Consider the following 20,718-nt stretch of genomic DNA (forward strand, 5'->3'; position numbering starts at 1 on the left):
ATCTCAGTCCCAGGGAGGGCCTTCGTGCCGCATCTGAAACTCACCAAATCCATTCTGCTGCTGAGCGCCGCCACGGCGATGCTCGGCGCCGTCTCCGCCCATGCGCAGGACAGCGCCGCACCGGCGGCCGACGCCGCGCCGCAGGACGGCGTCGGCGACATCGTCGTCACTGCCGAGCGCCGCTCGGAGAACCTCCAGAAGGTGCCGGTCTCGGTCGGCGTGGTCGGCGGGCAGGATCTGCGCACCTACACCAGCGGCGGTGACGACACGTTGCTGGCGCTGTCGGGCCGCGTGCCGAGCTTCTACGCCGAATCCACCACCGGCCGCATCTTCCCCCGCTTCTACATCCGCGGGCTCGGCAACATCGACTTCTACCTCGGCGCATCGCAGCCGGTGTCGATCATCCAGGACGACGTCGTGCTCGAGCATGTCGTGCTCAAGTCCAACCCGGCCTACGACATCCGCCAGGTCGAGGTACTGCGTGGGCCGCAGGGATCGCTGTTCGGGCGCAACACCACCGCCGGCATCGTCAAGTTCGACACCATCCAGCCGAGCCACGACTTCGAGGGCCGCGCCGACCTGTCCTACGGCAGCTACAACACGGTCAGCCTCGACGCCGGCGTCGGCGGGCCGATCGCCAACGGCATCTCCTTCCGCCTGTCGACGCTGATCCAGCATCGCGACGACTGGGTCGACAACACGTTCGCCGGCGCCAGCGCGGACGGCACGAAGACGCCGAAAAAGGATGCGATGGGCGGCTACGACGACCGCAACGTCCGCCTCCAGCTGCTGCTCGAGCCGACCGACGCGCTGTCGATCACTGCGTCGGCCCATGCCCGCTGGTACGACGGCACCTCGACGTTGTTCCACCGCGCCGCGCTCAAGAAGGGTTCGAACGACGTCTCGGACGAGCCGCGCGGCACGGTCGCCTATGACGAGGCGCATGACAATCCGCAGGCTTACGACACCTACGGCGGGTCGCTGCGCGCCGCCTATGATTTCGGCCCGGTCACGCTGACCTCGATCACCGCCTATGAGACCACCTCGGGCTACAGCCGCGGCGACACCGACGGCGGCGCGGCGGCGAACTTCCCGGTGAACGGCGCACCCAACGGCTTCGGCCAGTCGCAGGGCAACGTCCGCGACCTCGACCAGTGGACGCAGGAGGTCCGCCTCGCCAGCAACGGCAACGGCCCGTTCAAGTGGCAGGTCGGCGGCATGTACTTCGACAGCCGCGACATCACCGACTTCTACCAGCGCGCCTATTTCCTGACGCCGCCGGCGAATAACCCGAACAACTGGGTGCGCCTGCACAACGTCAACACGTCGTGGGCGGTGTTCGGTCAGCTCAGCTATCAGTTCGCCCCGGACTTCACGCTGACGGTCGGCGCGCGCGAGACCAATGACACCAAGAAGACCGACCTGCTCAAGACCGCCGACACTGCGGCCGGCCTGGTGACTTACAAAGGCCGCCGCCACGTCCGCCTGTCGGACACGACGCCGAGCTGGGATGTCAGCCTGATGTGGCAGGCGAACCCCGACCTCAGCTTCTACACCCGCTTGGCACGCGGCTTCCGCGGTCCGACGATCCAGGGGCGTTCGGCGGTGTTCAACTCCGACTTCACCACCGCGGATTCGGAGACGATCACGTCGCTCGAGGCCGGCTTCAAGAGCAACCTGTTCAACAACACGCTGCGCTTCAACGCTACCGCCTTCGCCTATTCGGTCAAGGACATCCAGCTCAACGGCAACGACGCCGACGGCAACGGCGTGCTGTTCAACGCGAACCACGCTTATGCCTATGGCCTGGAGGCCGACCTGGAGTGGCGGCCGACGCGCAACTTCACCGCCGGCTTGGGCCTCAGCCTGCTGCACAGCGAGATCAAGGACAAGCGCGTCTATGCGCAGGTCTGCGCGCTGAACGGGGTCGTGGTGTGCACGGTCGAGGACCCGACGATCACGCGCCCGGTGTTCGGCGCGCCGGCGGTGTTCGCGCAGATCGACGGCGAGCCGCTGCCCAATGCGCCGGAGTACAACCTCAACGTCAACGCCCGCTACGATCTGCCGCTCGGCAACGGCGGCCGTGCGTTCGTGGCGACCGACTGGAACCTGCAGGGCTACACCCAGTTCGTGCTCTACCGGACCAAGGAGTTCACCTCGAACGGCAACTTCGAGGGCGGGCTGAAGATCGGCTATGCCGCGGAGAACGATGCCTATGAGGTCGCGCTGTTCGCGCGCAACATCACCAACGAGAAGAACCTCAAGGGCGTGATCGAGAACTACATGGCAGCGGTGTTCAACGAACCGCGCATCATCGGCGTCCAGCTCAGCGGCAAGTTCCGCTGAGGCTCTTAGCCTCTCCCTTTCAGGGGAGGGGCTAAGGATGCTCCAAGCTGGAAACGAGAAGGGCGCCCGGAGTGATCCGGGCGCCCTTTTCTTTGTCGGGCAGGACGCCGCGGCGAAGCCGCGCCGTCGGTCCTCGCTCTGGCGAGGCCGGCCGTACAGCGCGTTGCGGACCGGGCTTCGCCGGTCCGCAACGGCGCGGCGTGGCCGCACCTACGCGCTGTAGTACATATCGAACTCGACCGGGCTCGGCGTCATCTCCCAGCGGGCGACCTCCTCGCGCTTGAGCTCGATATAGGCCTCGATCTGGTCCTTCGAGAACACGTCGCCCTTCAGCAGGAAGTCCATGTCGGCCTCCAGGCTGTCGAGCGCCTCGCGGAGCGAACCGCACACGGTCGGCACGTTGGCGAGCTCGGCCGGCGGCAGGTCGTAGAGGTTCTTGTCCATCGCCTCGCCTGGATGGAGGCGGTTCTGGATGCCGTCGAGGCCCGCCATCATCAGCGCCGCATAGGCGAGATAGGGGTTGGCCATCGCATCGGGGAAACGCACCTCGACGCGCTTCGACTTGGCGCCCGCGCCGTACGGGATGCGGCACGAGGCCGAGCGGTTGCGGCTCGAATAGGCGAGCAGCACCGGCGCCTCGTAACCCGGCACCAGCCGCTTGTAGCTGTTGGTGGTCGGGTTGGTGAAGGCGTTGATCGCCTTGGCATGCTTGATGATGCCGCCGATGAAGTAGAGGCAGGTGTCGGAAAGGCCCGCATAGCCGTTGCCGGCGAACAGCGGCTCCTTGCCCTGCCAGATCGAGAAGTGGGTGTGCATGCCCGAGCCGTTGTCCTCCTTGATCGGCTTGGGCATGAAGGTCGCGGTCTTGCCATAGGCGTGCGCGACCTGGTGCACGACGTACTTGTAGATCTGCATCCGGTCGGCGGTGGTGGTGAGCGTGCCGAAGGTCAGGCCGAGCTCGTGCTGCGCCGCCGCCACCTCATGGTGGTGCTTGTCGCAAGGAAGGCCCATCTCGAGCATGGTCGAGACCATCTCGCCGCGGATGTCGACCGCGCTGTCGACCGGCGCGACCGGGAAATAGCCGCCCTTGGCGCGCGGACGGTGGGCGAGGTTGCCGCCCTCATATTCGCGGCCGGTGTTGGTCGGCAGCTCGATGTCGTCGATCTTGTAATAGCTGGTGTTGTAGCCGTTCTCGAAGCGGACGTCGTCGAACATGAAGAACTCGGCCTCGGGGCCGACGTAGACGGTGTCACCGATGCCGGTGGTCTTGAGATAGGCCTCGGCGCGCTTGGCGGTCGAACGCGGATCGCGGGCATAGAGCTCGCCGGTCGACGGCTCGACGATGTCGCAGATCAGGATCAGCATCGGCGTCGCCGAGAAGGGATCGACATAGACCGCGTCGAGATCCGGCTTCAGGATCATGTCCGACTCGTTGATCGCCTTCCACCCCGCGATCGAGGAGCCGTCGAACATCAGGCCGTCGGTCAGCTCGTCCTCGCCGAGCACGGACGAGACCATCGTCAGGTGCTGCCACTTGCCCTTGGGATCGGTGAAGCGGAGGTCGACCCACTCGATCTCCTTCTCCTCGATCATCTTGAGGACGTCACTCGCCGAATTCGCCATGTCTTGCCCTTTGCTCTCTAAAAAATGTGCCGCCGGGATGCGGCAGAATCATGTTGCGCCGCGGCGCACCGTCTTCACAGATTATTGCGTCGCGTCAAATCGCATCCTCATTGCGTTCGCCGGTGCGGATGCGCAGCGCCGTCTCGACCGGGATCACGAAGATCTTGCCGTCGCCGATCCGGCCGGTCTGCGCCGCCGAAGCGATCGCCTCCACCACCCGTTCGGCGAGTCCGTCCTCGACCACCACTTCCAGCTTCACCTTCGGCAGGAAGTCGACGACATATTCGGCACCCCGGTAAAGCTCGGTATGCCCCTTCTGCCGGCCGAAGCCCTTGGCCTCGGTGACGGTGATGCCGGACACGCCCACTTCGTGCAGCGCCTCCTTCACCTCGTCGAGCTTGAACGGCTTGATGATGGCTTCGATCTTCTTCACCGGCTTGGGTTTCCCTGTTGGTCGCTTGTTGAGAGCGGCCCCATACTCCCTGATCGCGCGGCTTGCAGCAAGCGTGCCATTCGCAAATGCGGCGGAAATCCTCGCGCCGTTGCACCGCCGCATCGCTAATGGGCTTCGAGCGTTGCCCAGCAATTGGGCAGCGGGTGCTCCGTTGCCCAATTGGGCGGCAGGGAAGGAGAGACGGACGGATGCGTGACGTTCCCGCGGATTGGCTGGCCCCGCCCGATCTCTCGGCTGCCGCCAAGGTCCAGCGCGAGATCGCGGCGGCGGGGGAGACCGCCGACCGGGTGGGACCGGTCCGCATGGTCGCGGGCGTGGATACCTCGATGCGCTGGCGCGACGTCCGCGGGCCGATCCATGCGGCGGTCGCACCGTTGCCCTGGCCGCCGGGCGAGCCGCTGCCGGCGGCGAGCGTGACGATGGTGCCGCGGATTCCCTATGTCCCCGGCTATCTCGGCTTCCGCGAGACGCCGGCGATCGTCGCGGCGCTGCGGCGGCTCGGCGCGATGCCCGACCTGATCCTGGTCGATGGACACGGCCGCGCGCATCCGCGCCGCTGCGGGATCGCGACCCATCTCGGTGTCGTCGCCGACGTGCCGACGATCGGCTGCGCGAAGACATTGCTGTGCGGCCGCGTCGAAGGCGAGCTGGGGCCGGCGCCAGGCGACCGCGCGCCGCTGGTCGACCGCGACGAGGTGGTGGGCGTGGCGCTCCGCACGCGCCCTCGCGCGCAGCCGATCTACGTCAGCATCGGCCACCGCGTGTCGCTCGAGACCGCGGTCGCCTGGGTGCTGAAGCTGTGCGACGGACGCCGGCTGCCGCTGCCGATCCGGCTGGCGCATGATGCCGCCAACGCGACCCGGCGCGCGGCAGAGGTTCAGGCGTAGGGCGGCTTGTCGAACCCGCGAGGCGACAGCGTGAAGATCTCGCAGCCGTCCTCGGTGATGCCGATCGAATGCTCGAACTGCGCCGACAGCGAACGGTCGCGGGTCACGGCGGTCCAGCCGTCGTCGAGCAGCTTCACGTCGGGCTTGCCGATGTTGATCATCGGCTCGATCGTGAAGAACATGCCGGGGCGCAGCTCAGGCCCGGTGCCGGGGCGGCCGACGTGCACCACCTCGGGCGCGTCGTGGAACAGGCGGCCCAGGCCATGGCCGCAGAAGTCGCGGACCACGCCGAAACGGTGCTTCTCGGCATGTTTCTGGATCGCATAGCCGATGTCGCCGAGGTGATTGCCGGGCTTCGCCTGCTCGATGCCGAGCATCAGGCATTCATAGGTGACCTCGACCAGCCGCTTCGCCTTCAGGGGCACGTCGCCGATCAGGTACATGCGGCTCGAATCGCCATGCCAGCCGTCGAGGATCGGCGTCACGTCGACGTTGACGATGTCGCCGTCCTTAAGGACGCGGTCGCCCGGAATGCCGTGGCAGACGACATGGTTGATCGAGATGCAGCTCGAATGGGTGTAGCCGCGATAGCCGAGCGTCGCCGGGATGCCGCCCGCCGCCTCGACCGTCCTGTGGACGATGTCGTCGATCTCGGCGGTGGTGACGCCGGGCACCATGTGCGGCACGACCGCGTCGAGCACCTCTGCGGCGAGCCGGCCGGCGCGGCGCATGCCCTCGAAATCCTCGGGGCGATGGAGGCGGATCGCGCCCGTGCGCGTCAGCGGGGCGTCGGCGGTCACATATTCGGTCATCGCCGCCATATAGCGAGGGACACGCGGTTTCGCTATGGGGCGGAGCCATGAGCGAGAGGATCTGGACGGCCGCGCTGGCGGTGATCGGTGACGAGATCCTCTCGGGCCGCACCCAGGACAGGAACGTCGCGCAGATCGCGACCTGGCTCAACGTCCAGGGCATCCGCCTCGCCGAGGTGCGGATCGTGCCCGACGTCGAGGAGGCGATCGTCGAGGCGGTGAACCAGCTCCGCGCCCGCAACGACTATCTCTTCACCACCGGCGGCATCGGGCCGACGCACGACGACATCACCGTCGACGCGGTGGCGAAGGCGCTGGGCGTCGAGGTGGTCTACCATCCCGAGGCGCTGGCGGTGCTGGAGCGCTACTATGAGACCCGCGGCGGCCTCACCGACGCGCGGATGCGGATGGCGCGGGTGCCGGCCGGCGCCGATCTGATCCCCAACCGCATGTCCGGCGCGCCGGGCATCCGCATCGCCAACCTGTTCGTCATGGCGGGCGTGCCGCATATCACCGCCGGGATGCTCGATGCGCTGACGGGGCAGCTCGAAGGCGGCCGGCCGGTGCTCTCGGCGACGATCGGCTGCTGGGTACCCGAAAGCGAGGTCGCCGACCTGCTGCGCGAAGCCGAGCGCAGCCACGAGGGCATCGCGATCGGCAGCTATCCCTTTTTCCGCGATGGCCGGACAGGCGCCAATTTCGTGGTCCGCGGAACCGAGCAGGCGCTGGTCGACGCCTGCATCGCCGATCTCACCGCGGCGCTGGAGGCGGCGGGGCGCGAGGTCGTCAGCGGGGGAATATAGGGCGTTCCCGCGGCAAGACCTTAACGCGAAATCAACCACGTCCGGTCATGCAGCCTCCATGGCATTGCGCATGTTCCAATCCGTCCCGGCAAAGGAGCCCGCGCGGCGATGGTCCCTGGCACCGTCCGAGGCGATGCCCGCCCTCGCAATAGCGGGGTTCATGGCATCGGTACTCGCCACCGGCCTCGGTACCGGCGCGATCGGCTATGACCACCGCAGTCTCGATCCCGTGTTTCTGACGTTTGCCGGATTGTGGGGGATCGGCGTCGTACTGCGCCGACTGGGCGCACGCCGTATCGGCGGTTTCATTCAACTCGCCGTCCTCCTGATCGCCGTCGGGACGCTCACCTCGCTGGCATCGGCTCTGCTCGCTACCAGTGCCCGACCCTATATGGACGGGTGGCTGGCAGCCTTTGACCGGCAGATGCTGCCGGGCTTCGACTGGCCGCGCACCATCGTCGCAATCCAGGAATATCGGTCCAGCCTGCTCGCGCTGGCCTATGCCTATACCTCGCTCGGCTGGCAGCCTTTGGCGCTGGTTGCGATCGCGAGCGCAATGGGCCGGGAGCAGCTCGGGTGGCGTTTCTTGACTGCTTGGTCGCTCACGCTGCTCGTCTGCCTGTTGATCTTCCCATGGTTTCCGGCCCGCGGCGCCTATGTCCATCACGGGATAGTACCGGAGCAGGTTCCCGCGATCAGGGTGCTGGCAGCCTGGAAATTTCTGCCGCTGATCGAAGGGTTGCGGGACGGGACCATCCGCGCGCTCAGTACCGAAACTCTTGGCGGCATCATCACCATGCCGAGCTTTCATGCAGGCGGCGCGGTGGTGCTGGCCTGGGGATTTGCCCAGCTTCGCTATCTGCGCTGGCCGTTCCTCACGCTGAACCTGGCCATGTTTGTGGCCGCGGTTCCGATGGGCGGACATTACATCATTGATCTGATGGCAGGTGCAGCGATCGCGGGCGCGGCAATCCTGGCAGCATATTGTCTACATCAGAAAACCGCCGGCCACACTCCAGCGCTCCGGGAGACAGCATAGTGCGGGCGCTAACGCGGCGCCTCGCCCATCGAAGCGATGCCTCGTATTTGCGTCATCATTCTCGAGCCGCAACCAATCGCGCAGCGCCGGCGTTTCGTCAAAGTGGACTGCTGCGCCATCGTCACCGGGGGAGAGTCAGGGATAGGAAGAGCGTGTGCGCTGGCGCTGGGCGCGCGGCGCTCGAATGTTGCGATAACCTATTTCGGAGATGAGACCGCGGGCGCGGCGGTCGCAGGCGAGATCGAGCGCAGCGGTGGCCGGTCCATCGCCTGCCGGACCGACGTTGCTGACGAGGCGGCGGTCGACGCTCTGTTTGCAGCAGCCGAGAGAGCATTCGGGCCGGTGCGTCTGCTGGTCAATTCCGCCGGCCTCAACATGAGCGACACGCCGATCGCCGACATGAGCTTGGCCCAGTTTGACCGCGTGCTACGCGCCGACCTCTATGGTCCCTTCCTCACCTGCCGGCGCTTCGTTCGCGGGCTCGAAAGCAAGCAGGGTGGTGGGAGAATCGTCAATATTTCCTCGATCCACGAGCGCGCGCCTCGCTCTGGCGGGGTTGAGTACGACAGCGCGAAGGGTGGGCTGGCGCAGCTGACCGCGACACTCGCGCTCGAGCTGGCGCCGCAGCGTATCGCGGTGAACGCCGTTGCGCCCGGCATGATCTTGACGCCGATGAATCAGTCCGCGCTCGACGATCCCGACGAGCTGCGCCGCAAGGAGGCGGCGATCCCTTGGGGCCGCGCGGGGACGGCCGAGGAGGTCGCCGAGCTCGTCCTGTTTCTGCTGTCGGAGAAGGCCGACTATATCACGGGCGCGACAGTGACCATCGACGGTGCCCTGTCGCTGACGGTGGCGCAAGGGGCATGAAATTGGCCAAGAAGACGGCGCTCGATTTCGCAGTCGAGCAGATCGATGTGGTCCAGCTCGACATCGCCGAGCGCCCCGATGGTCTGCTCGCAGCGCACGACTTGATGAGCCCCTATGTGTGGGAGGCCGAAGGCCGCATGCGATTGCTAGTGAGGGTGCTGAAGAATCCGCTCGGCCCCGGCGATCCGACCGGGATCATCTATGCCGGTGAGTCTGCCGATGGATTGTTCTTCAGGACGGAACCCACTCCGGCGATCGTCCCTGGCCCCGATGACGTCGACGCTGGCGGGGTGGAGGATCCCACCGTGGTGATCGGAGACGAGCCGCACCTGCTGGTATTCTACACCGGGGTGGACGGCAAGCGGGACCAGGGTTCGCTGCTCGTCGCCACCGGACCTGACCTAACCCATCTGACCAAGGACAAAGTCCTGCTCAAGGCGCGAGCAGGCGAAGGCAACATCAAGGAAGCGACGGTGGCGCAGGGGACTGACGGCCGCTATCGGATATTCTACGAATATGCGAAGGACAACGCCTCGCGGATCGGCCTTGCGGTTGCGGATAATCTCACTGGCCCATGGGAAGCGGTCGAGGACCTCTTTACGGTTCGGCCCCGTCTTTGGGACACTTGGCACCTTTCGACCGGGCCGATCCTTTCCCGCCCGGGCGAGCCACCGGTGATGTTTTACAACGGTGCTACCGCCGATGCGCGCTGGCGTATCGGCTGGATCGCTTTCGATGAGAACTTCACGAGAGTCCTCGACCGCTGCATCGAACCGCTTTTGGTACCGCCACCGCCGAAGCAACGCGCCGGGACTGACATTGCCTTTGCCGCCTCACTTCTTGATCGGTCGCCGGACATCTTTCTCTACTACTCGCTCGAGGACCGACTTCTCCGTCGCGCGCTCGTGCGGAGGCTCAGCGGACTGAACTGACCTTTGGTCGAACTTCACCCCCGAATAACCCGGTGCCTCTGCTCAGGCGCCTGCCAGCGCGGTGACCTAGCTCCGGCCGGAGCCACACTAGAAGGTTTGGAAGCAAGCAATACGGGTCGCCCGCCGCGTCATCGCCGTCTCATGGCGCCAGCTCGGAGGGCTGCAACAGCAGTGCTGTGCTCACCGAATTATGGCCGCAGGAATTCCGTAGGCGGCGACAGCTGCGCCGGTACAGAATATCTTTACATGATGCGCCTAGGGGCCTTTCCGGCTTTGCGGGAGGGTGATGGTCGTGCGTCGTGTCCTTGTCGTTGGATGCAATCTCGTTGTGGCGCTGTCTGCCGTTGCGGTGGGGGCTCAGCCGCTGCGTGATACCCATGTCCGCGGCCGATTGATCGTCGGTGCGACCGTGGTCTCGCCGTGTCGTATCGAACCTGTCGGGAACGGGCAGCACCCCATGCCGTCGGCAGCGGTCTCGTGCCCGCAGGCACAGCGTCCCGAGGTGAGATTGGTCGAGCCCGAGACTTTGGTCCAGCAGGGGCAGAATACCGACCCGGATACGGAGCTTCGGCGCGGCAATCAGTCCGTTCTGGAAGTAAACTTCTAAATCCAACCGTTTGGCGGCGCTAAGAAAAGTAATAATATCATGATTGCGGAATAGCGGCGGAACGTGCTGCGATGTCGGTGAATCGCAGCTTCTGGAGTTGCTCTGGTAAGCCGAACCGCAGACAATTTGCCTGCAAGGGGGGCGTCGTAAGCAAGTGGGAGAACCACATGACTTGGCGCACCCTTCTCACCCTGTTGGGCTCGACCGTCGCGAGCCTGCTGATCGTTAGCCCCGCCCGGGCGCAGACGGCGACGACTACCTTTCCCGTAACCGCGACCGTGCAGACCGCCTGCGCGGTGACCGCCAATCCGCTGGCGTTCGGCAACTACAGCCCGACCGCCGCCACCGCGCTCGACGCCACCACGACCTTGTCGGTGCTCTGCACCGTCGGAACGTCGTTCACCGTCGGACTCAATGCCGGCACTGCGACGGGCGCGACGGTTACGACTCGGCGGATGACGAACGGCGCGAACACATTGAGTTACGCGCTCTATCGTGAGGCGGCGCGGACCAACAACTGGGGCAACACGCCGGGAACCGACACGCCGCCGCCCACGACCGCCGGGGCGCTGCCGACGACGCTCACCGTCTACGGGCGCGTCCCAGCCGGCCAGAACGTTCCGGCCGGCGGATACACCGACACGATCACGGTCACGGTGAACTACTAGGCCAGCCCGTGCGCACGGCGTGGCGCTTCGGCGCGGCATTGGTCGCGGCAACGCTTGTTCCGTTCGTCGGCTATGCCGCGGCGCTCAAGGTGTTTCCGGTCCGGATCGTCCTGACCCCGGCCCAGCCGGTCCAGACGATGACGATCGAGAACGACAGCGACGAGCCGTCGCGGGTCCAGCTGCGCGTCTATGCCTGGCGGCAGGACCAGGGCGAGGATGTCTTCGAGGAGACGCGCGACGTCCTCGCCAATCCCGCTCTGTTCGAGGTGGCGCCCGGCGGAACGCAGATCGCGCGGTTCGGGCTGCGCACGGCGCCGGGCACGACCGAAAAGGCCTATCGCGTCTTCCTGGAGGAGGTGCCGACCGAACGTCCCTCGCGCCCGGGCGAGGTGCGCACCTTGCTGAGGATCAGCATCCCGATCTTCGTGCCGCCGCCGCAGCAGGCTCCGATGCAGCTGGTGTGGCGCGCCGTGCCGGCCGGGCCGGGGCAGGTGCAGCTGCTCGTCCGCAACGAGGGCGCTGCCCACGTCCAGATCAACCGGCTGGCGCTGCACCGGCCGGGCGGCGCCGCGCTGGGGGCCAGGGACGTGTCCCTCTATCTTCTGCCGGGTACGGCGAAGGCGGTGATGCTGGACAGTGCCGCGCCGGTCGTTGCCGGTCAGGCGCTCAGGCTCGACGCGATGACCGACCAGAAGGACGTGTCGGTCGATCTGGTCACCGAGGCGGCCGGCCGTGATGCCGGGCGTCCTTAGCGCGGCGATGGGCGCGCTTTGCCTGATCGCCGGCGCGCAACCGAGCGGCTCCGATCAGCCGCAGCGGGCGGATTCCGCAAGCAAGGCGGAGCTGATGCTCGTCGAGGTCGCGATCAACGGCGTTCCCCGCGACGGCGAATATGTCGTGGCCCGGCAGGGGGAGCGCTTCTGGGTCCGTCCCGAGGATCTCGATCGCTGGCGCATGCGGCGCCCCGAGCTCGCGCCGGAGACGATCGAGGACGAACGGCTCGTACCCTTATCGGCTTTCCCCGACGTGACGGTGCGGTTCGACGCCGCGCGACAGCGCCTCGATCTCATTGTTCCCCCGGCGCGCTTCCTGCCCCAGCAGCTGTCGCCCGCCTCCGGACGAACCGGCCCGACTCCAGCGACGTTCGCGGCCTTCCTGAACTATGATCTGTCGTTCCAATATGACGGCCGCCTGACCGGCACCGCCTTTCTCGAGGGCGGCGTCTCGGACGATTGGGGGCTGGTCTCGAGCACCATGACGGTCGGGCGGAACGGCGGCGCCGGCACGGTCACCCGCCTCGATACCTTCTACCTGCGCGATTTTCCCGATGCGCTCACGCGTCTGGTCGTCGGCGACACGGTGACGGATGCCAGGGATTGGTCGCGGCAGGTCCGGTTCGGCGGTGTCCGGCTCGGCACCGAATTCGCGCTGCAGCCGGAGCTGGTCACCTTTCCCGTGCCCGATTTCGGCGGACGCGCCGCCGTGCCGTCGAACGTCGAGCTGCTGGTCAACGACGCCGTTCGTTACCAGGCTCAGGTCGACCAGGGACCGTTCTCGATCATCCAGGCTCCGGTCGTAACCGGCGCCGGCGACGTGACCCTGGTGGTGCGGGACGCGCTCGGCGTCGAGCGGCGGGTCAGGACCTCCTATTACGTCAGCTCCCGCCTCCTGCGGCGCGGGCTCGCGGCCTGGTCGCTCGAGGGTGGCGTCGAGAGACGCGACTACGGCATCCGCAGCTTCCGCTACCATAATCCCTTTGCCGCGGGGAGCTACCGCTACGGCCTCACCGACTGGCTGACCGTCGAGGGTCGGGCAGAGGTAGGCGGGGAGGTGCAGATGGCCGGAGCGGGCGCGAACCTCATCGTGCCGGACATCGGCGAGATCGGCGTCGCCGGTGCCGTCTCCCGCGGCGACGACGGCAAGGGATCGCTCTACCGCATCTTCTTCAGCCGCATTTCGCCCGATTGGAACATCGGGGTCAGCTACCAGCGCGCCTCGCGGCATTTCGACCAGCTCGGGATCGACCGCGACGAGGACCGGATCACCGAGCAGCTCCAGGCATCGGCGGGCGTGTCGCTGGGACGCGGTGGCAGCATCGCCGTTTCCTGGACCGACCTGACCTATGCCGCCGGAGACCGGACGCGGCTCGCGTCGGCCAACTACAGCGTCGCGCTCGGCGACAAGGCCTATCTCAATCTGTTCGCGCTGAGGACCAAGGTCGAGGATGCCGGTTGGGAGACGATGGCAGGGATCGGGCTGACGATACCGCTGGGATCGCGCTCCAGCGCCTATGCGCAGGCCGACAGCCGCAACGTGCTCGCCGAGCTGCGCCAGACCACGCCGACCGAGGGTGGCTGGGGCTATCGGCTGGCGGCGAGCGCAGGGGAGGCCGACTATCAGCAGGCCGAGCTGCGCTGGCGCGGCGACGTCGGCGAGGTCAGCGTGGAGGCGGCGCGGTTCGACGGCCGCGAGGGGCTGCGGGCGATCGCGAGCGGCGGCCTGCTGATCGCCGGCGACCGCGCCTATGCGACGCGGCGCGTCGAGGGCGGGCTTGGCGTCGTCGAGGTGCCGGGGCAGCCGGAGGTGCGGATCTATCAGGAGAACCGGCTCGTCACCCGCACCGACCGGCAGGGCCGGGCGATCATCCCGGACCTGCGGGCCTATGAGGAGAATCGCATCTCACTCGCGCCGTCGGACCTGCCGCTCGACGTCCGTATGCCGAGCGATACGATGATCGTGGTGCCGCGCTTCCGCGGCGCGGCGCAGGCCCGCTTCGCGGTCGAGCGGGACCGCCCCGCCACGATCGTCGTGACGATGCCCGACGGCAGTCCCGTGGAAACCGGCGCCAATGTGCGGACCAGCACCGGCGAGAGTGCCTTCGTCGGCTATGGCGGCGAGATTTTCGTGCGCGAGCTGCAGCCGGGCATGAGCCTCGAGGTCGAAACCGGCAAAGGTCCCTGCCGGATCGTCGTCCCGGACCGTTCGGCCGGAGAGACGCTGCCGCGGATCGGGCCGCTACGGTGCCAGTGAGAGGATTTTCGATGATGACCGCCCATCGGTTCGGCGTTCTCCTGGGCGCGTTGCTGGCTTCGTACCTTCTCTGGCCATCCGAGGCGCGGGCGGCCTGCAACCCGCTCTCCCTTTGCAGCTGTACCGTCACCGCCACGGGAGTGAGTTTCGGCACCTACAATCCCGTTTCCTCGTCTGCCAACGATGCGACCGGATCGGTCAGGGTACGCTGCACGCTGCTCGTGGCGTTGGCCGGATCGTTCACCGTCGACCTCAGCACCGGTTCGTCCAACAGCTATGCCGGCCGGACGCTGCGGAACGGCACCACCAACCTCGGCTACAATCTCTATACCACGGCAGCGCGCAATCAGATCTGGGGCAATGGAACGGGCGGCACGGTGAATGTCGTGCGAAGCTTCACTGCGCTGCTGGCGGTCGACCAGACGATCACGGTCTATGGCAGGATCCCGGCCAGGCAGAATGTCCGTGCGGGCGCGTACAGCGATACCATTGTCGTCACCGTGACCTACTGATCGAACCGAGCGAAAGCTGAGAGCCCAACTAGTGGCGAAAGGAGCTTTGTTGGGCCAGCCATCCTGTGACCAATCACGGGGTGAGGTGCCGCCTGGCTGCAGAATTTCATCGATTGCCCCGAGCTGGCTCGATCCGTTGTAAAGTACTTGCTGCAAACACGCGTGTAAGTAAGTAGATTTCTTAGATAAAATGCGACGGACCGTTCTTCGTGTTAACCATTTGTTAACCATTTTGGCGGACTGTCATGAGGATAGCTAGCGATCGATTGCGGCTGTGAATCCCGCGGTTCAAAAGGTGCATGCTGGGTGCCCTTCGGCGTCCCTGTGTCGCGCACCCGTCCGGATTTCGCAGCATGTGAGGGCGCGGCAGCATCTGAGGATGGACTCCCGGCACCGTAGGCCGCGGTAACGGCTAGCCATCTTCCGTCGGGGGCAATGGCGCCCTCATTCGCTTCAAGGACTGGCGACGATCATGGCGTCGAAGCGCCGTCTATCGTCGGCTCACGGCAAACGGCGCTGGGCATGATCCGCCGCCATGGAAGGAGGGGCTGAACGAAGCGGCAGGAGCTGCCGCGTGACAATAGGGGACGTGCAATGCGTATCGTTTCTCTACGCTCGCTTGCGGGCATTATTCTGGCTTGTGCACTTGCGGCCTGTTCAAGCGGAACAGGTCCATCCATGACGGAAACCGAAGGCAGGGTGATCGTGGCGGAGGCCGGGCCAAGCGCCGCGACGGGCGCTCTCCCTGCGGCCAGCATCAACACCGCGAGGTCGGGTCAAGCCGGCGCCGCATTCACGCCGCCGCTGCCGAGCCCTTGGACGACGGCTCTCGGCACCAGCAATCCCAGTGCGCTCTTTCCCGCGACCGCCGGGCTCAGCACGACCGGGATCGGTGCAAATGGTTCGAGCGGCAGCACGGGCGGCGCCCGGACGCTGCTGGCCAGTGCAGTCACGCCGCTCGCCGCGGGCACGGCGCCTGCCGAGTTCGCCGATTTCGACTTCGCGAACGGTACCCGGTATCCGGAGCAGGCCACGGCGTCGGTCGGCCCAGCCTTCTATCAGCCGGGGGCGAGTGTCGCCTATGTCCCCATCTCGCTCGATCGACCGACGCCAAACACCGTCATTGCCCGCGTGATGACCGAAGATGGCACCGGCCCCGTCAGGGGTATTGCGGGGACCAATTATCAGAGCATCTACAAATCGGTGATCTTCCGCCCGGGCGATCCCCTGACGAAGACGGTCGAGGTCCCGATCATTCTCGGCATCCCTCAGGCCGATTTCACCGTGCGCTTCGTCGAGGCGCCATGGGGCGGCAAGATGGGGACCGACCGCGCGGCCGTGCAGTGCGACATCTATCATGAGCCGACCGCGGAACAGGTCGCGGGCCGCGAGCCGCGCACCTTCCAGCCGTCGGGCACCCTTCAGTGGAAGATGAGCCGCGAGACCATGAAATGGTCGGACGCGGGGCATGACAAGGCCTGGTCCACGCAGCTTCCCAACGGCCGCTCGCAGCCGGGCAATCAGGAGACCGGCATCTATCTCGATGGTTGGGTCTATCGCGATTACGGCATCGAGGCGCCGCTTCGCTACACCGATGACGGCCTGATCATGCACACCCAGAAGCTCAAGGAGCCGATCTCCTGGAACGGCGTCCCCTACGACTATGGCGCGATCGTCCTGAGCGGTCACAACACGCGACCCCTGCAGATCGGCTATGGCCAGTATGAGTTCACCGCCAAGATGCCGACGCGGCGCGGCTCCTGGCCGGCCTTCTGGCTGATCTCGACCGCAGGCTGGCCTCCGGAGATCGACATCTACGAAGGTTTCGGCTTCGAAAGCTGGTGGGACTTCGACCGCTATACCGCCAATACGCTGCACGGCGGCGCCAACGTCGAACGCACCTTCCAGCAAGGCACGTTCATGAACACCGACGAGATCTACGGCATCGGCGGATTCACCACCGGCTTCCACAGCTTCGCGGTCGATATCCAGCCCGATTACATCACCTGGTTCATCGATGGCAGGGAGACCTACCAGGCGGTGAATCCGTTCGCCGGCTTCCGCTGGTATCCGATCATGGACGTCGCGGTGAAGACAAACGGCGACTATGCCGATGGTTCGGGCGACATGATCGTGAAGGATATCAAGGTCTATTCGAACTGAGGCGTGCGGGAGCGGCGCGATCGCGCCGCTCCCCTCCGTCATTGAGATTTCAGGCAGCGGGTCGACCGGGAGTCACTTTCAGCAACACGGAGGCAGGGCGTGGCGGCGTGCTTGGCCAGTGGTTGGCCATCGATCGAGCACGCCCCAAAAACCAGGCTCTCGTCCGCCAGACTAATCGAATCGCTCATTGTTCTGTGTGCAACCGTACGGAATATCCGCCCCGATCTGGTTTGACGTGCGGAGTAAGGGCGATGGTGGGTTCGGTCGGCAGCGCAGGCGCTGGAATCCTCCTGTCGAAGGATGCGCCGCCCGCGCCAGCCGGCGACAGCAGATCGCAGCAGCGCGAGCCGATCGTTTGTCTTTTCAAGAGGAACTGACGGCTATTGAGAGCAGCAATGTGAACCCCTGCAAAGGTCGGCCGAGCATTGATATCGAGATGACTGGCGCCTCGCAAAAATGATTGAGCTGGCTACGGGCGAGCCAATCGACGACCTAGGGATGATAACGCTGGAGCGGGTGAGGGGAATCGAACCCCCGTCGTAAGCTTGGGAAGCTTCTGCTCTACCATTGAGCTACACCCGCAACGCCTTGCCTTCGCCCGGCGGAAGCTGTCCGGCAGTTAGCCTGCGGTTGTTCCGCGCGCAAGCTCGCTGCTGCCGTGAGGCAGAACAACCGATCAATGAGGGCGCGAGCCTGCGTCTCCGTCAGGCTATCGAATGCTCGGCAACTGGCGCTTGACCAGGCTCGACGGCCTTTGCAGATGCCGGATGCCGCCAATGTAGGGAGGAAGAGTGCAGGTGTTCAACTGGATCGCAGGATTATCTCGCTGCTCCAAAGGGAAGCATGAACGTTCCGAGAAACATATTACACCCGCAGCCGACGGCAGCTACGTAAGCATTTGCCGCTATTGTCGGACCCGGATGAAGCGTCGTGCCAAGCGTGATTGGTCCGTGATCTCTCGCGCGGAGTTCGATGCTCTGATCTGATCGGCGCCTGGGGATAGTGGCGCTACTCCACAACTCGGCCGCGGATATCCCCGTCGGTGCGTCCTTTGATGGATTTGCGCGTTGGCGGATGGCATGAAGACGCTCTGGTTCATCACCAATCCCAATTCCGGCACCGCGACGATCGAGAAATGCGAGGCGCTGGAGGCCGTGTTCCACGAACACGGGCTGGGCCTTGCCGGTCGCACACATTTTCCTGAGGACGACCTGCCGAGTAGCGAATCGCTCGATCGGGCAGGCGTCGACACCGTCGTGCTGTTCGCCGGCGACGGCACGATCAACGCGGCGCTGTGCGCGCTTGCCGAATGGGACGGCGGATTCCTGATCCTGCCTGGTGGCACGATGAACCTGCTGGCCAGAGAACTCCACGACAGCCTCGATCCGGCCGAGATCATCCGTGCCGCGCATGAGCGCGATCGGCGGGTGTCGATCCCCTTCGTCGAGGCGGGACAGCATCGCGCGTTCGTGGGTCTGATCATCGGGCCTGCGGCGTCCTGGTTCCGCGCTCGCGAAGAGGTGCGGCGCGGGCGGCTCGGCGGCGTATGGCGCGCGGCGCGGGCGGCATGGCGGCGGACGTTCGGGCGCGGGATCCGCATCGCCGGGGCGCCGGGCCTTCGCGGGCGCTATCAGGCGGTGTTCGTGCGGCCGCACGCGCCGGGGCTGGACGTGCGCGGGGTCGACGCGCGGGACTGGCGGTCGATCGCCGACCTCGGCTGGACGTGGGTGACCGGCGACTGGGTGGAGGCCCGCGCGGTCGACCAGACGCACAGCGATCGGCTACGTATCGCCGAACCCCGGCCGGTTCTCGCGCTGTTCGACGGCGAAGCGGAGCGGCTGGAGCCCGGCGCGGAAATCACCGGCGGCACCACGCGCGACGTGTTCCTCAAGACCAAAGCGGCATGATCCGGCTGTTCCACGTCAGCGACGTGCATTTCGGCAGCGAGGACCGGACTGCGCTCGCCTGGTTCGATGCCCTGGTCCGCGACGAGGTGCCCGACGCGGTGATCATGACCGGCGACCTCACCATGCGGGCGCGCTCGCGCGAGTTCACCGCGGCGGCGAAATGGCTAGAGAGCCTGGGACGGCCGGTGACGGTCGAGGTCGGCAATCACGATCTGCCCTATTTCAATCTCTTCGCACGCTTCTTCACGCCCTACGGGCGCTATCTCGCGCTCGAGCGGATGATCGAGCGGCCGCTCGATATCCACGGCGTCTCCGTAGTGCCGCTGCGGACGACCGCGCGGTTCCAGTGGCGGCTCAACTGGTCGAAGGGGCATGTCAGCGCCCGCGAGCTCCAGAAGGCGCTGGCGCTGGTCGAGGCGGTGCCGGCGGGTAGCGTGGTGCTGCTCGCCTGCCATCATCCGCTGATCGAGGGCGGCACGCTCGCCAACGCCCGCACCCGCGGCGGCCGCCGCGCGCTGGCGGCGCTGGCGACGGCCGGGATCGACGCGGTGCTGAGCGGGCATGTCCATGATCCGTTCGATATCCCGCATCAGGTGGGTGGCCGGACGGTGCGGCTGATTGGCGCCGGCACGCTCTCCAGTCGCACGCGCGCGAGTCGGCCGAGCTTCAACGAAGTGCGGATCGACGGGCGCGAGATCGAGGTGATCGCGCGGGTGATGGATGGGCCGGATGTCGAGCTGACGGCTGAGACAGCTGTGACCTAAGCTATCTCCGTCACCCCGGCGAAGGCCGGGGTCCACCATGCAGCGAGCTCCACGGCTGGAAGCTCATGTCCAGTGCTTGCCGGCCGGTGGCCCCCGGCCTTCGCCGTGGTGACGGTGGAATGTGGCTCGGCCACGAACGAAAAGGGCGGCCCGTTGCCAGGCCGCCCCTCGCATTCCAAGTGGAAAAGCCGTTAACGCTTCGAGAACTGGAAGCTGCGGCGGGCCTTGGCCTTGCCGTACTTCTTGCGCTCGACGGTGCGGCTGTCGCGGGTCAGGAAGCCGGCGGCCTTGACCGGGCTGCGCAGCGCCGGCTCGTAGCGGGTGATCGCCTGGGCGATGCCGTGCTTGACCGCGCCGGCCTGGCCCGAAAGCCCGCCGCCCTTGACGGTGGCGACGACGTCATACTGGCCCTCGCGCCCGGCGACGCCGAACACCTGGTTGATGACGAGGCGCAGCGTCGGACGCGCGAAATAGACTTCCTGATCGCGGCCGTTGATCGTGATCTTGCCGGTGCCGGGCTTCAGCCACACGCGGGCGACCGCGTCCTTGCGGCGGCCGGTGGCATAGGCGCGACCGAACTTGTCGAGCTCCTGCTGGCGCAGCGGCGTGGTCGGCTGGGTCTGGACCGGCGCGACGGCGACCTCACCGGCCGTGGCCGGAGCGGCGGCCGGCTCCTGGCCGGCGGCGATGGCGCCGAGATCGGCGAGGGACTGGCGATTGTCGGACATTATGCGCCCACCTTGTTCTTGCGGTTCAGCGCCGCGACGTCGAGAACCTCGGGGTTCTGCGCGGCGTGCGGATGCTCGGCACCCCTGAAGATGCGCAGGTTGCGCATCTGCTGGCGGCCCAGCGGACCGCGCGGGATCATGCGCTCCACGGCCTTCTCCAGGATGCGCTCGGGGAACTTGCCCTCGAGGATCTTGTCGGCGCGGACTTCCTTGAGGCCGCCCGGATAGCCGGTGTGCTTGTAGTAGAGCTTCTGCGTCAGCTTGCGGCCGGTGAATTTCACCTTGTCCGCGTTGATGACGATGACGTTGTCACCGCAATCGACGTGGGGCGTGAAGCTGGTCTTGTGCTTGCCGCGCAGCAGATTGGCGATGATCACCGCGGCGCGGCCGACCACCAGACCGTCGGCATCGATCAGATGCCACTTCTTCTCCACCTCATGCGGCTTGGCCGACTTGGTGGTCTTCATCAGCGCCTTCATGGGCCTTGGACCTCTATCACAGAAAAGCAGCACGCCGCCCCATCGGGAGCGGCGCGGATGCGGCCCTTTGTTCGATGGGCGGCGGAAAGTCAAGCAA

The 20,718-nt window shown here is 66.3% G+C and carries 18 protein-coding genes and 1 tRNA gene; 13 read left to right on the forward strand and 6 right to left on the reverse strand.

All coding sequences use genetic code 11. The features are described from left to right. Positions 1 to 78: 78 nt before the first annotated feature. Positions 79 to 2,346, forward strand: coding sequence for a TonB-dependent receptor (locus LZK98_RS07915; RefSeq protein WP_233786530.1), 2,268 nt, complete (start codon positions 79 to 81; stop codon positions 2,344 to 2,346). Positions 2,347 to 2,556: 210 nt separating this feature from the next. On the opposite strand, the gene glnA is transcribed toward LZK98_RS07915, so the two are convergent. Beyond that, on the reverse strand, positions 2,557 to 3,969 hold the full coding sequence (gene glnA / locus LZK98_RS07920) for a type I glutamate--ammonia ligase (RefSeq protein WP_233785858.1): 1,413 nt from the start codon (positions 3,967 to 3,969) through the stop codon (positions 2,557 to 2,559). A gap of 94 nt (positions 3,970 to 4,063) precedes the next feature. Further along, positions 4,064 to 4,402 (reverse strand): P-II family nitrogen regulator, encoded by a 339-nt coding sequence (locus tag LZK98_RS07925; protein ID WP_233785859.1) that lies wholly within the window; start codon positions 4,400 to 4,402, stop codon positions 4,064 to 4,066. 209 nt (positions 4,403 to 4,611) lie between these two features. Here LZK98_RS07925 and LZK98_RS07930 point away from each other — a divergent pair, with 209 nt between their 5' ends. Further along, positions 4,612 to 5,310: an endonuclease V gene (locus LZK98_RS07930; RefSeq protein ID WP_233785860.1), complete on the forward strand. Its 699-nt coding sequence runs from the start codon at positions 4,612 to 4,614 to the stop codon at positions 5,308 to 5,310. Here LZK98_RS07930 and map read toward each other — a convergent pair. Then, positions 5,301 to 6,122 (reverse strand): type I methionyl aminopeptidase, encoded by an 822-nt coding sequence (map, locus tag LZK98_RS07935; protein ID WP_233785861.1) that lies wholly within the window; start codon positions 6,120 to 6,122, stop codon positions 5,301 to 5,303. The two genes, LZK98_RS07930 and map, sit on opposite strands and share 10 nt — an antisense overlap. A gap of 47 nt (positions 6,123 to 6,169) precedes the next feature. Between map and LZK98_RS07940 the strand changes: the two genes are divergently transcribed. From LZK98_RS07940 to LZK98_RS07980, 9 genes are all read left to right on the forward strand, one after another. Further along, positions 6,170 to 6,925: a competence/damage-inducible protein A gene (locus LZK98_RS07940; RefSeq protein WP_233785863.1), complete on the forward strand. Its 756-nt coding sequence runs from the start codon at positions 6,170 to 6,172 to the stop codon at positions 6,923 to 6,925. A 160-nt stretch (positions 6,926 to 7,085) separates the two neighbouring features. After that, complete coding sequence (locus LZK98_RS07945; RefSeq protein WP_233785864.1) at positions 7,086 to 7,964, forward strand: phosphatase PAP2 family protein; 879 nt, start codon at positions 7,086 to 7,088, stop codon at positions 7,962 to 7,964. Between the two features lie 36 nt (positions 7,965 to 8,000). Beyond that, complete coding sequence (locus LZK98_RS07950) at positions 8,001 to 8,831, forward strand: SDR family NAD(P)-dependent oxidoreductase (protein ID WP_233785865.1); 831 nt, start codon at positions 8,001 to 8,003, stop codon at positions 8,829 to 8,831. Then, a complete protein-coding gene (locus LZK98_RS07955; protein ID WP_406694034.1) occupies positions 8,828 to 9,763 on the forward strand; it encodes a glycoside hydrolase family 130 protein in 936 nt (311 codons plus the stop codon). The genes LZK98_RS07950 and LZK98_RS07955 overlap by 4 nt, the downstream gene beginning before the upstream one ends. A gap of 774 nt (positions 9,764 to 10,537) precedes the next feature. Continuing rightward, the gene (locus LZK98_RS07960; protein ID WP_233785867.1) at positions 10,538 to 11,038 is read left to right on the forward strand and encodes a Csu type fimbrial protein; all 501 of its coding nucleotides are present in this window, start codon (positions 10,538 to 10,540) and stop codon (positions 11,036 to 11,038) included. 8 nt (positions 11,039 to 11,046) lie between these two features. Then, positions 11,047 to 11,790, forward strand: a complete 744-nt coding sequence (locus LZK98_RS07965) for a fimbrial biogenesis chaperone (RefSeq protein WP_233785868.1) — start codon at positions 11,047 to 11,049, stop codon at positions 11,788 to 11,790. Beyond that, positions 11,774 to 14,068, forward strand: coding sequence for a fimbria/pilus outer membrane usher protein (locus tag LZK98_RS07970; protein ID WP_233785869.1), 2,295 nt, complete (start codon positions 11,774 to 11,776; stop codon positions 14,066 to 14,068). Before LZK98_RS07965 ends, LZK98_RS07970 begins: the two co-directional genes overlap by 17 nt. Before the next feature lie 11 nt (positions 14,069 to 14,079). Continuing rightward, positions 14,080 to 14,580: a Csu type fimbrial protein gene (locus LZK98_RS07975; RefSeq protein ID WP_233785870.1), complete on the forward strand. Its 501-nt coding sequence runs from the start codon at positions 14,080 to 14,082 to the stop codon at positions 14,578 to 14,580. Between the two features lie 594 nt (positions 14,581 to 15,174). Beyond that, the gene (locus LZK98_RS07980) at positions 15,175 to 16,743 is read left to right on the forward strand and encodes a family 16 glycosylhydrolase (RefSeq protein WP_233785871.1); all 1,569 of its coding nucleotides are present in this window, start codon (positions 15,175 to 15,177) and stop codon (positions 16,741 to 16,743) included. A gap of 508 nt (positions 16,744 to 17,251) precedes the next feature. Here LZK98_RS07980 and LZK98_RS07985 read toward each other — a convergent pair. Beyond that, positions 17,252 to 17,325: transfer RNA gene (locus tag LZK98_RS07985), tRNA-Gly, on the reverse strand. A gap of 497 nt (positions 17,326 to 17,822) precedes the next feature. On the opposite strand from LZK98_RS07985, the gene LZK98_RS07990 reads away from it, so the two are divergent. Further along, entirely contained in the window at positions 17,823 to 18,650 is an 828-nt protein-coding gene (locus LZK98_RS07990) for a diacylglycerol/lipid kinase family protein (protein ID WP_233785873.1), read from the forward strand. Continuing rightward, positions 18,647 to 19,414: a metallophosphoesterase family protein gene (locus LZK98_RS07995; RefSeq protein ID WP_233785875.1), complete on the forward strand. Its 768-nt coding sequence runs from the start codon at positions 18,647 to 18,649 to the stop codon at positions 19,412 to 19,414. Before LZK98_RS07990 ends, LZK98_RS07995 begins: the two co-directional genes overlap by 4 nt. A 191-nt stretch (positions 19,415 to 19,605) precedes the next feature. Here LZK98_RS07995 and rpsI read toward each other — a convergent pair whose 3' ends face one another. After that, positions 19,606 to 20,142: a 30S ribosomal protein S9 gene (rpsI, locus tag LZK98_RS08000; RefSeq protein WP_233785877.1), complete on the reverse strand. Its 537-nt coding sequence runs from the start codon at positions 20,140 to 20,142 to the stop codon at positions 19,606 to 19,608. Continuing rightward, complete coding sequence (gene rplM, locus LZK98_RS08005; RefSeq protein ID WP_233785878.1) at positions 20,142 to 20,621, reverse strand: 50S ribosomal protein L13; 480 nt, start codon at positions 20,619 to 20,621, stop codon at positions 20,142 to 20,144. The genes rpsI and rplM overlap by 1 nt, the downstream gene beginning before the upstream one ends. Positions 20,622 to 20,718 lie beyond the last annotated feature (97 nt).

It is taken from the genome of Sphingomonas cannabina (genome assembly GCF_021391395.1).
Lineage (GTDB): Bacteria > Pseudomonadota > Alphaproteobacteria > Sphingomonadales > Sphingomonadaceae > Sphingomonas > Sphingomonas cannabina.

Excerpts from the sequence above, each read along its gene's own strand:
- LZK98_RS07915 (WP_233786530.1), top strand. The coding sequence starts at position 79 with ATGCTCGGCGCCGTCTCCGCCCATGCGCAGGACAGCGCCGCACCGGCG.
- glnA (WP_233785858.1), bottom strand. The coding sequence starts at position 3,969 with ATGGCGAATTCGGCGAGTGACGTCCTCAAGATGATCGAGGAGAAGGAG.
- LZK98_RS07930 (WP_233785860.1), top strand. The coding sequence starts at position 4,612 with ATGCGTGACGTTCCCGCGGATTGGCTGGCCCCGCCCGATCTCTCGGCT.
- map (WP_233785861.1), bottom strand. The coding sequence starts at position 6,122 with ATGACCGAATATGTGACCGCCGACGCCCCGCTGACGCGCACGGGCGCG.
- LZK98_RS07940 (WP_233785863.1), top strand. The coding sequence starts at position 6,170 with ATGAGCGAGAGGATCTGGACGGCCGCGCTGGCGGTGATCGGTGACGAG.
- LZK98_RS07945 (WP_233785864.1), top strand. The coding sequence starts at position 7,086 with ATGGCATCGGTACTCGCCACCGGCCTCGGTACCGGCGCGATCGGCTAT.
- LZK98_RS07950 (WP_233785865.1), top strand. The coding sequence starts at position 8,001 with ATGCCTCGTATTTGCGTCATCATTCTCGAGCCGCAACCAATCGCGCAG.
- LZK98_RS07955 (WP_406694034.1), top strand. The coding sequence starts at position 8,828 with ATGAAATTGGCCAAGAAGACGGCGCTCGATTTCGCAGTCGAGCAGATC.
- LZK98_RS07960 (WP_233785867.1), top strand. The coding sequence starts at position 10,538 with ATGACTTGGCGCACCCTTCTCACCCTGTTGGGCTCGACCGTCGCGAGC.
- LZK98_RS07970 (WP_233785869.1), top strand. The coding sequence starts at position 11,774 with ATGCCGGGCGTCCTTAGCGCGGCGATGGGCGCGCTTTGCCTGATCGCC.
- LZK98_RS07975 (WP_233785870.1), top strand. The coding sequence starts at position 14,080 with ATGATGACCGCCCATCGGTTCGGCGTTCTCCTGGGCGCGTTGCTGGCT.
- LZK98_RS07980 (WP_233785871.1), top strand. The coding sequence starts at position 15,175 with ATGCGTATCGTTTCTCTACGCTCGCTTGCGGGCATTATTCTGGCTTGT.
- LZK98_RS07990 (WP_233785873.1), top strand. The coding sequence starts at position 17,823 with ATGAAGACGCTCTGGTTCATCACCAATCCCAATTCCGGCACCGCGACG.
- LZK98_RS07995 (WP_233785875.1), top strand. The coding sequence starts at position 18,647 with ATGATCCGGCTGTTCCACGTCAGCGACGTGCATTTCGGCAGCGAGGAC.
- rpsI (WP_233785877.1), bottom strand. The coding sequence starts at position 20,142 with ATGTCCGACAATCGCCAGTCCCTCGCCGATCTCGGCGCCATCGCCGCC.
- rplM (WP_233785878.1), bottom strand. The coding sequence starts at position 20,621 with ATGAAGGCGCTGATGAAGACCACCAAGTCGGCCAAGCCGCATGAGGTG.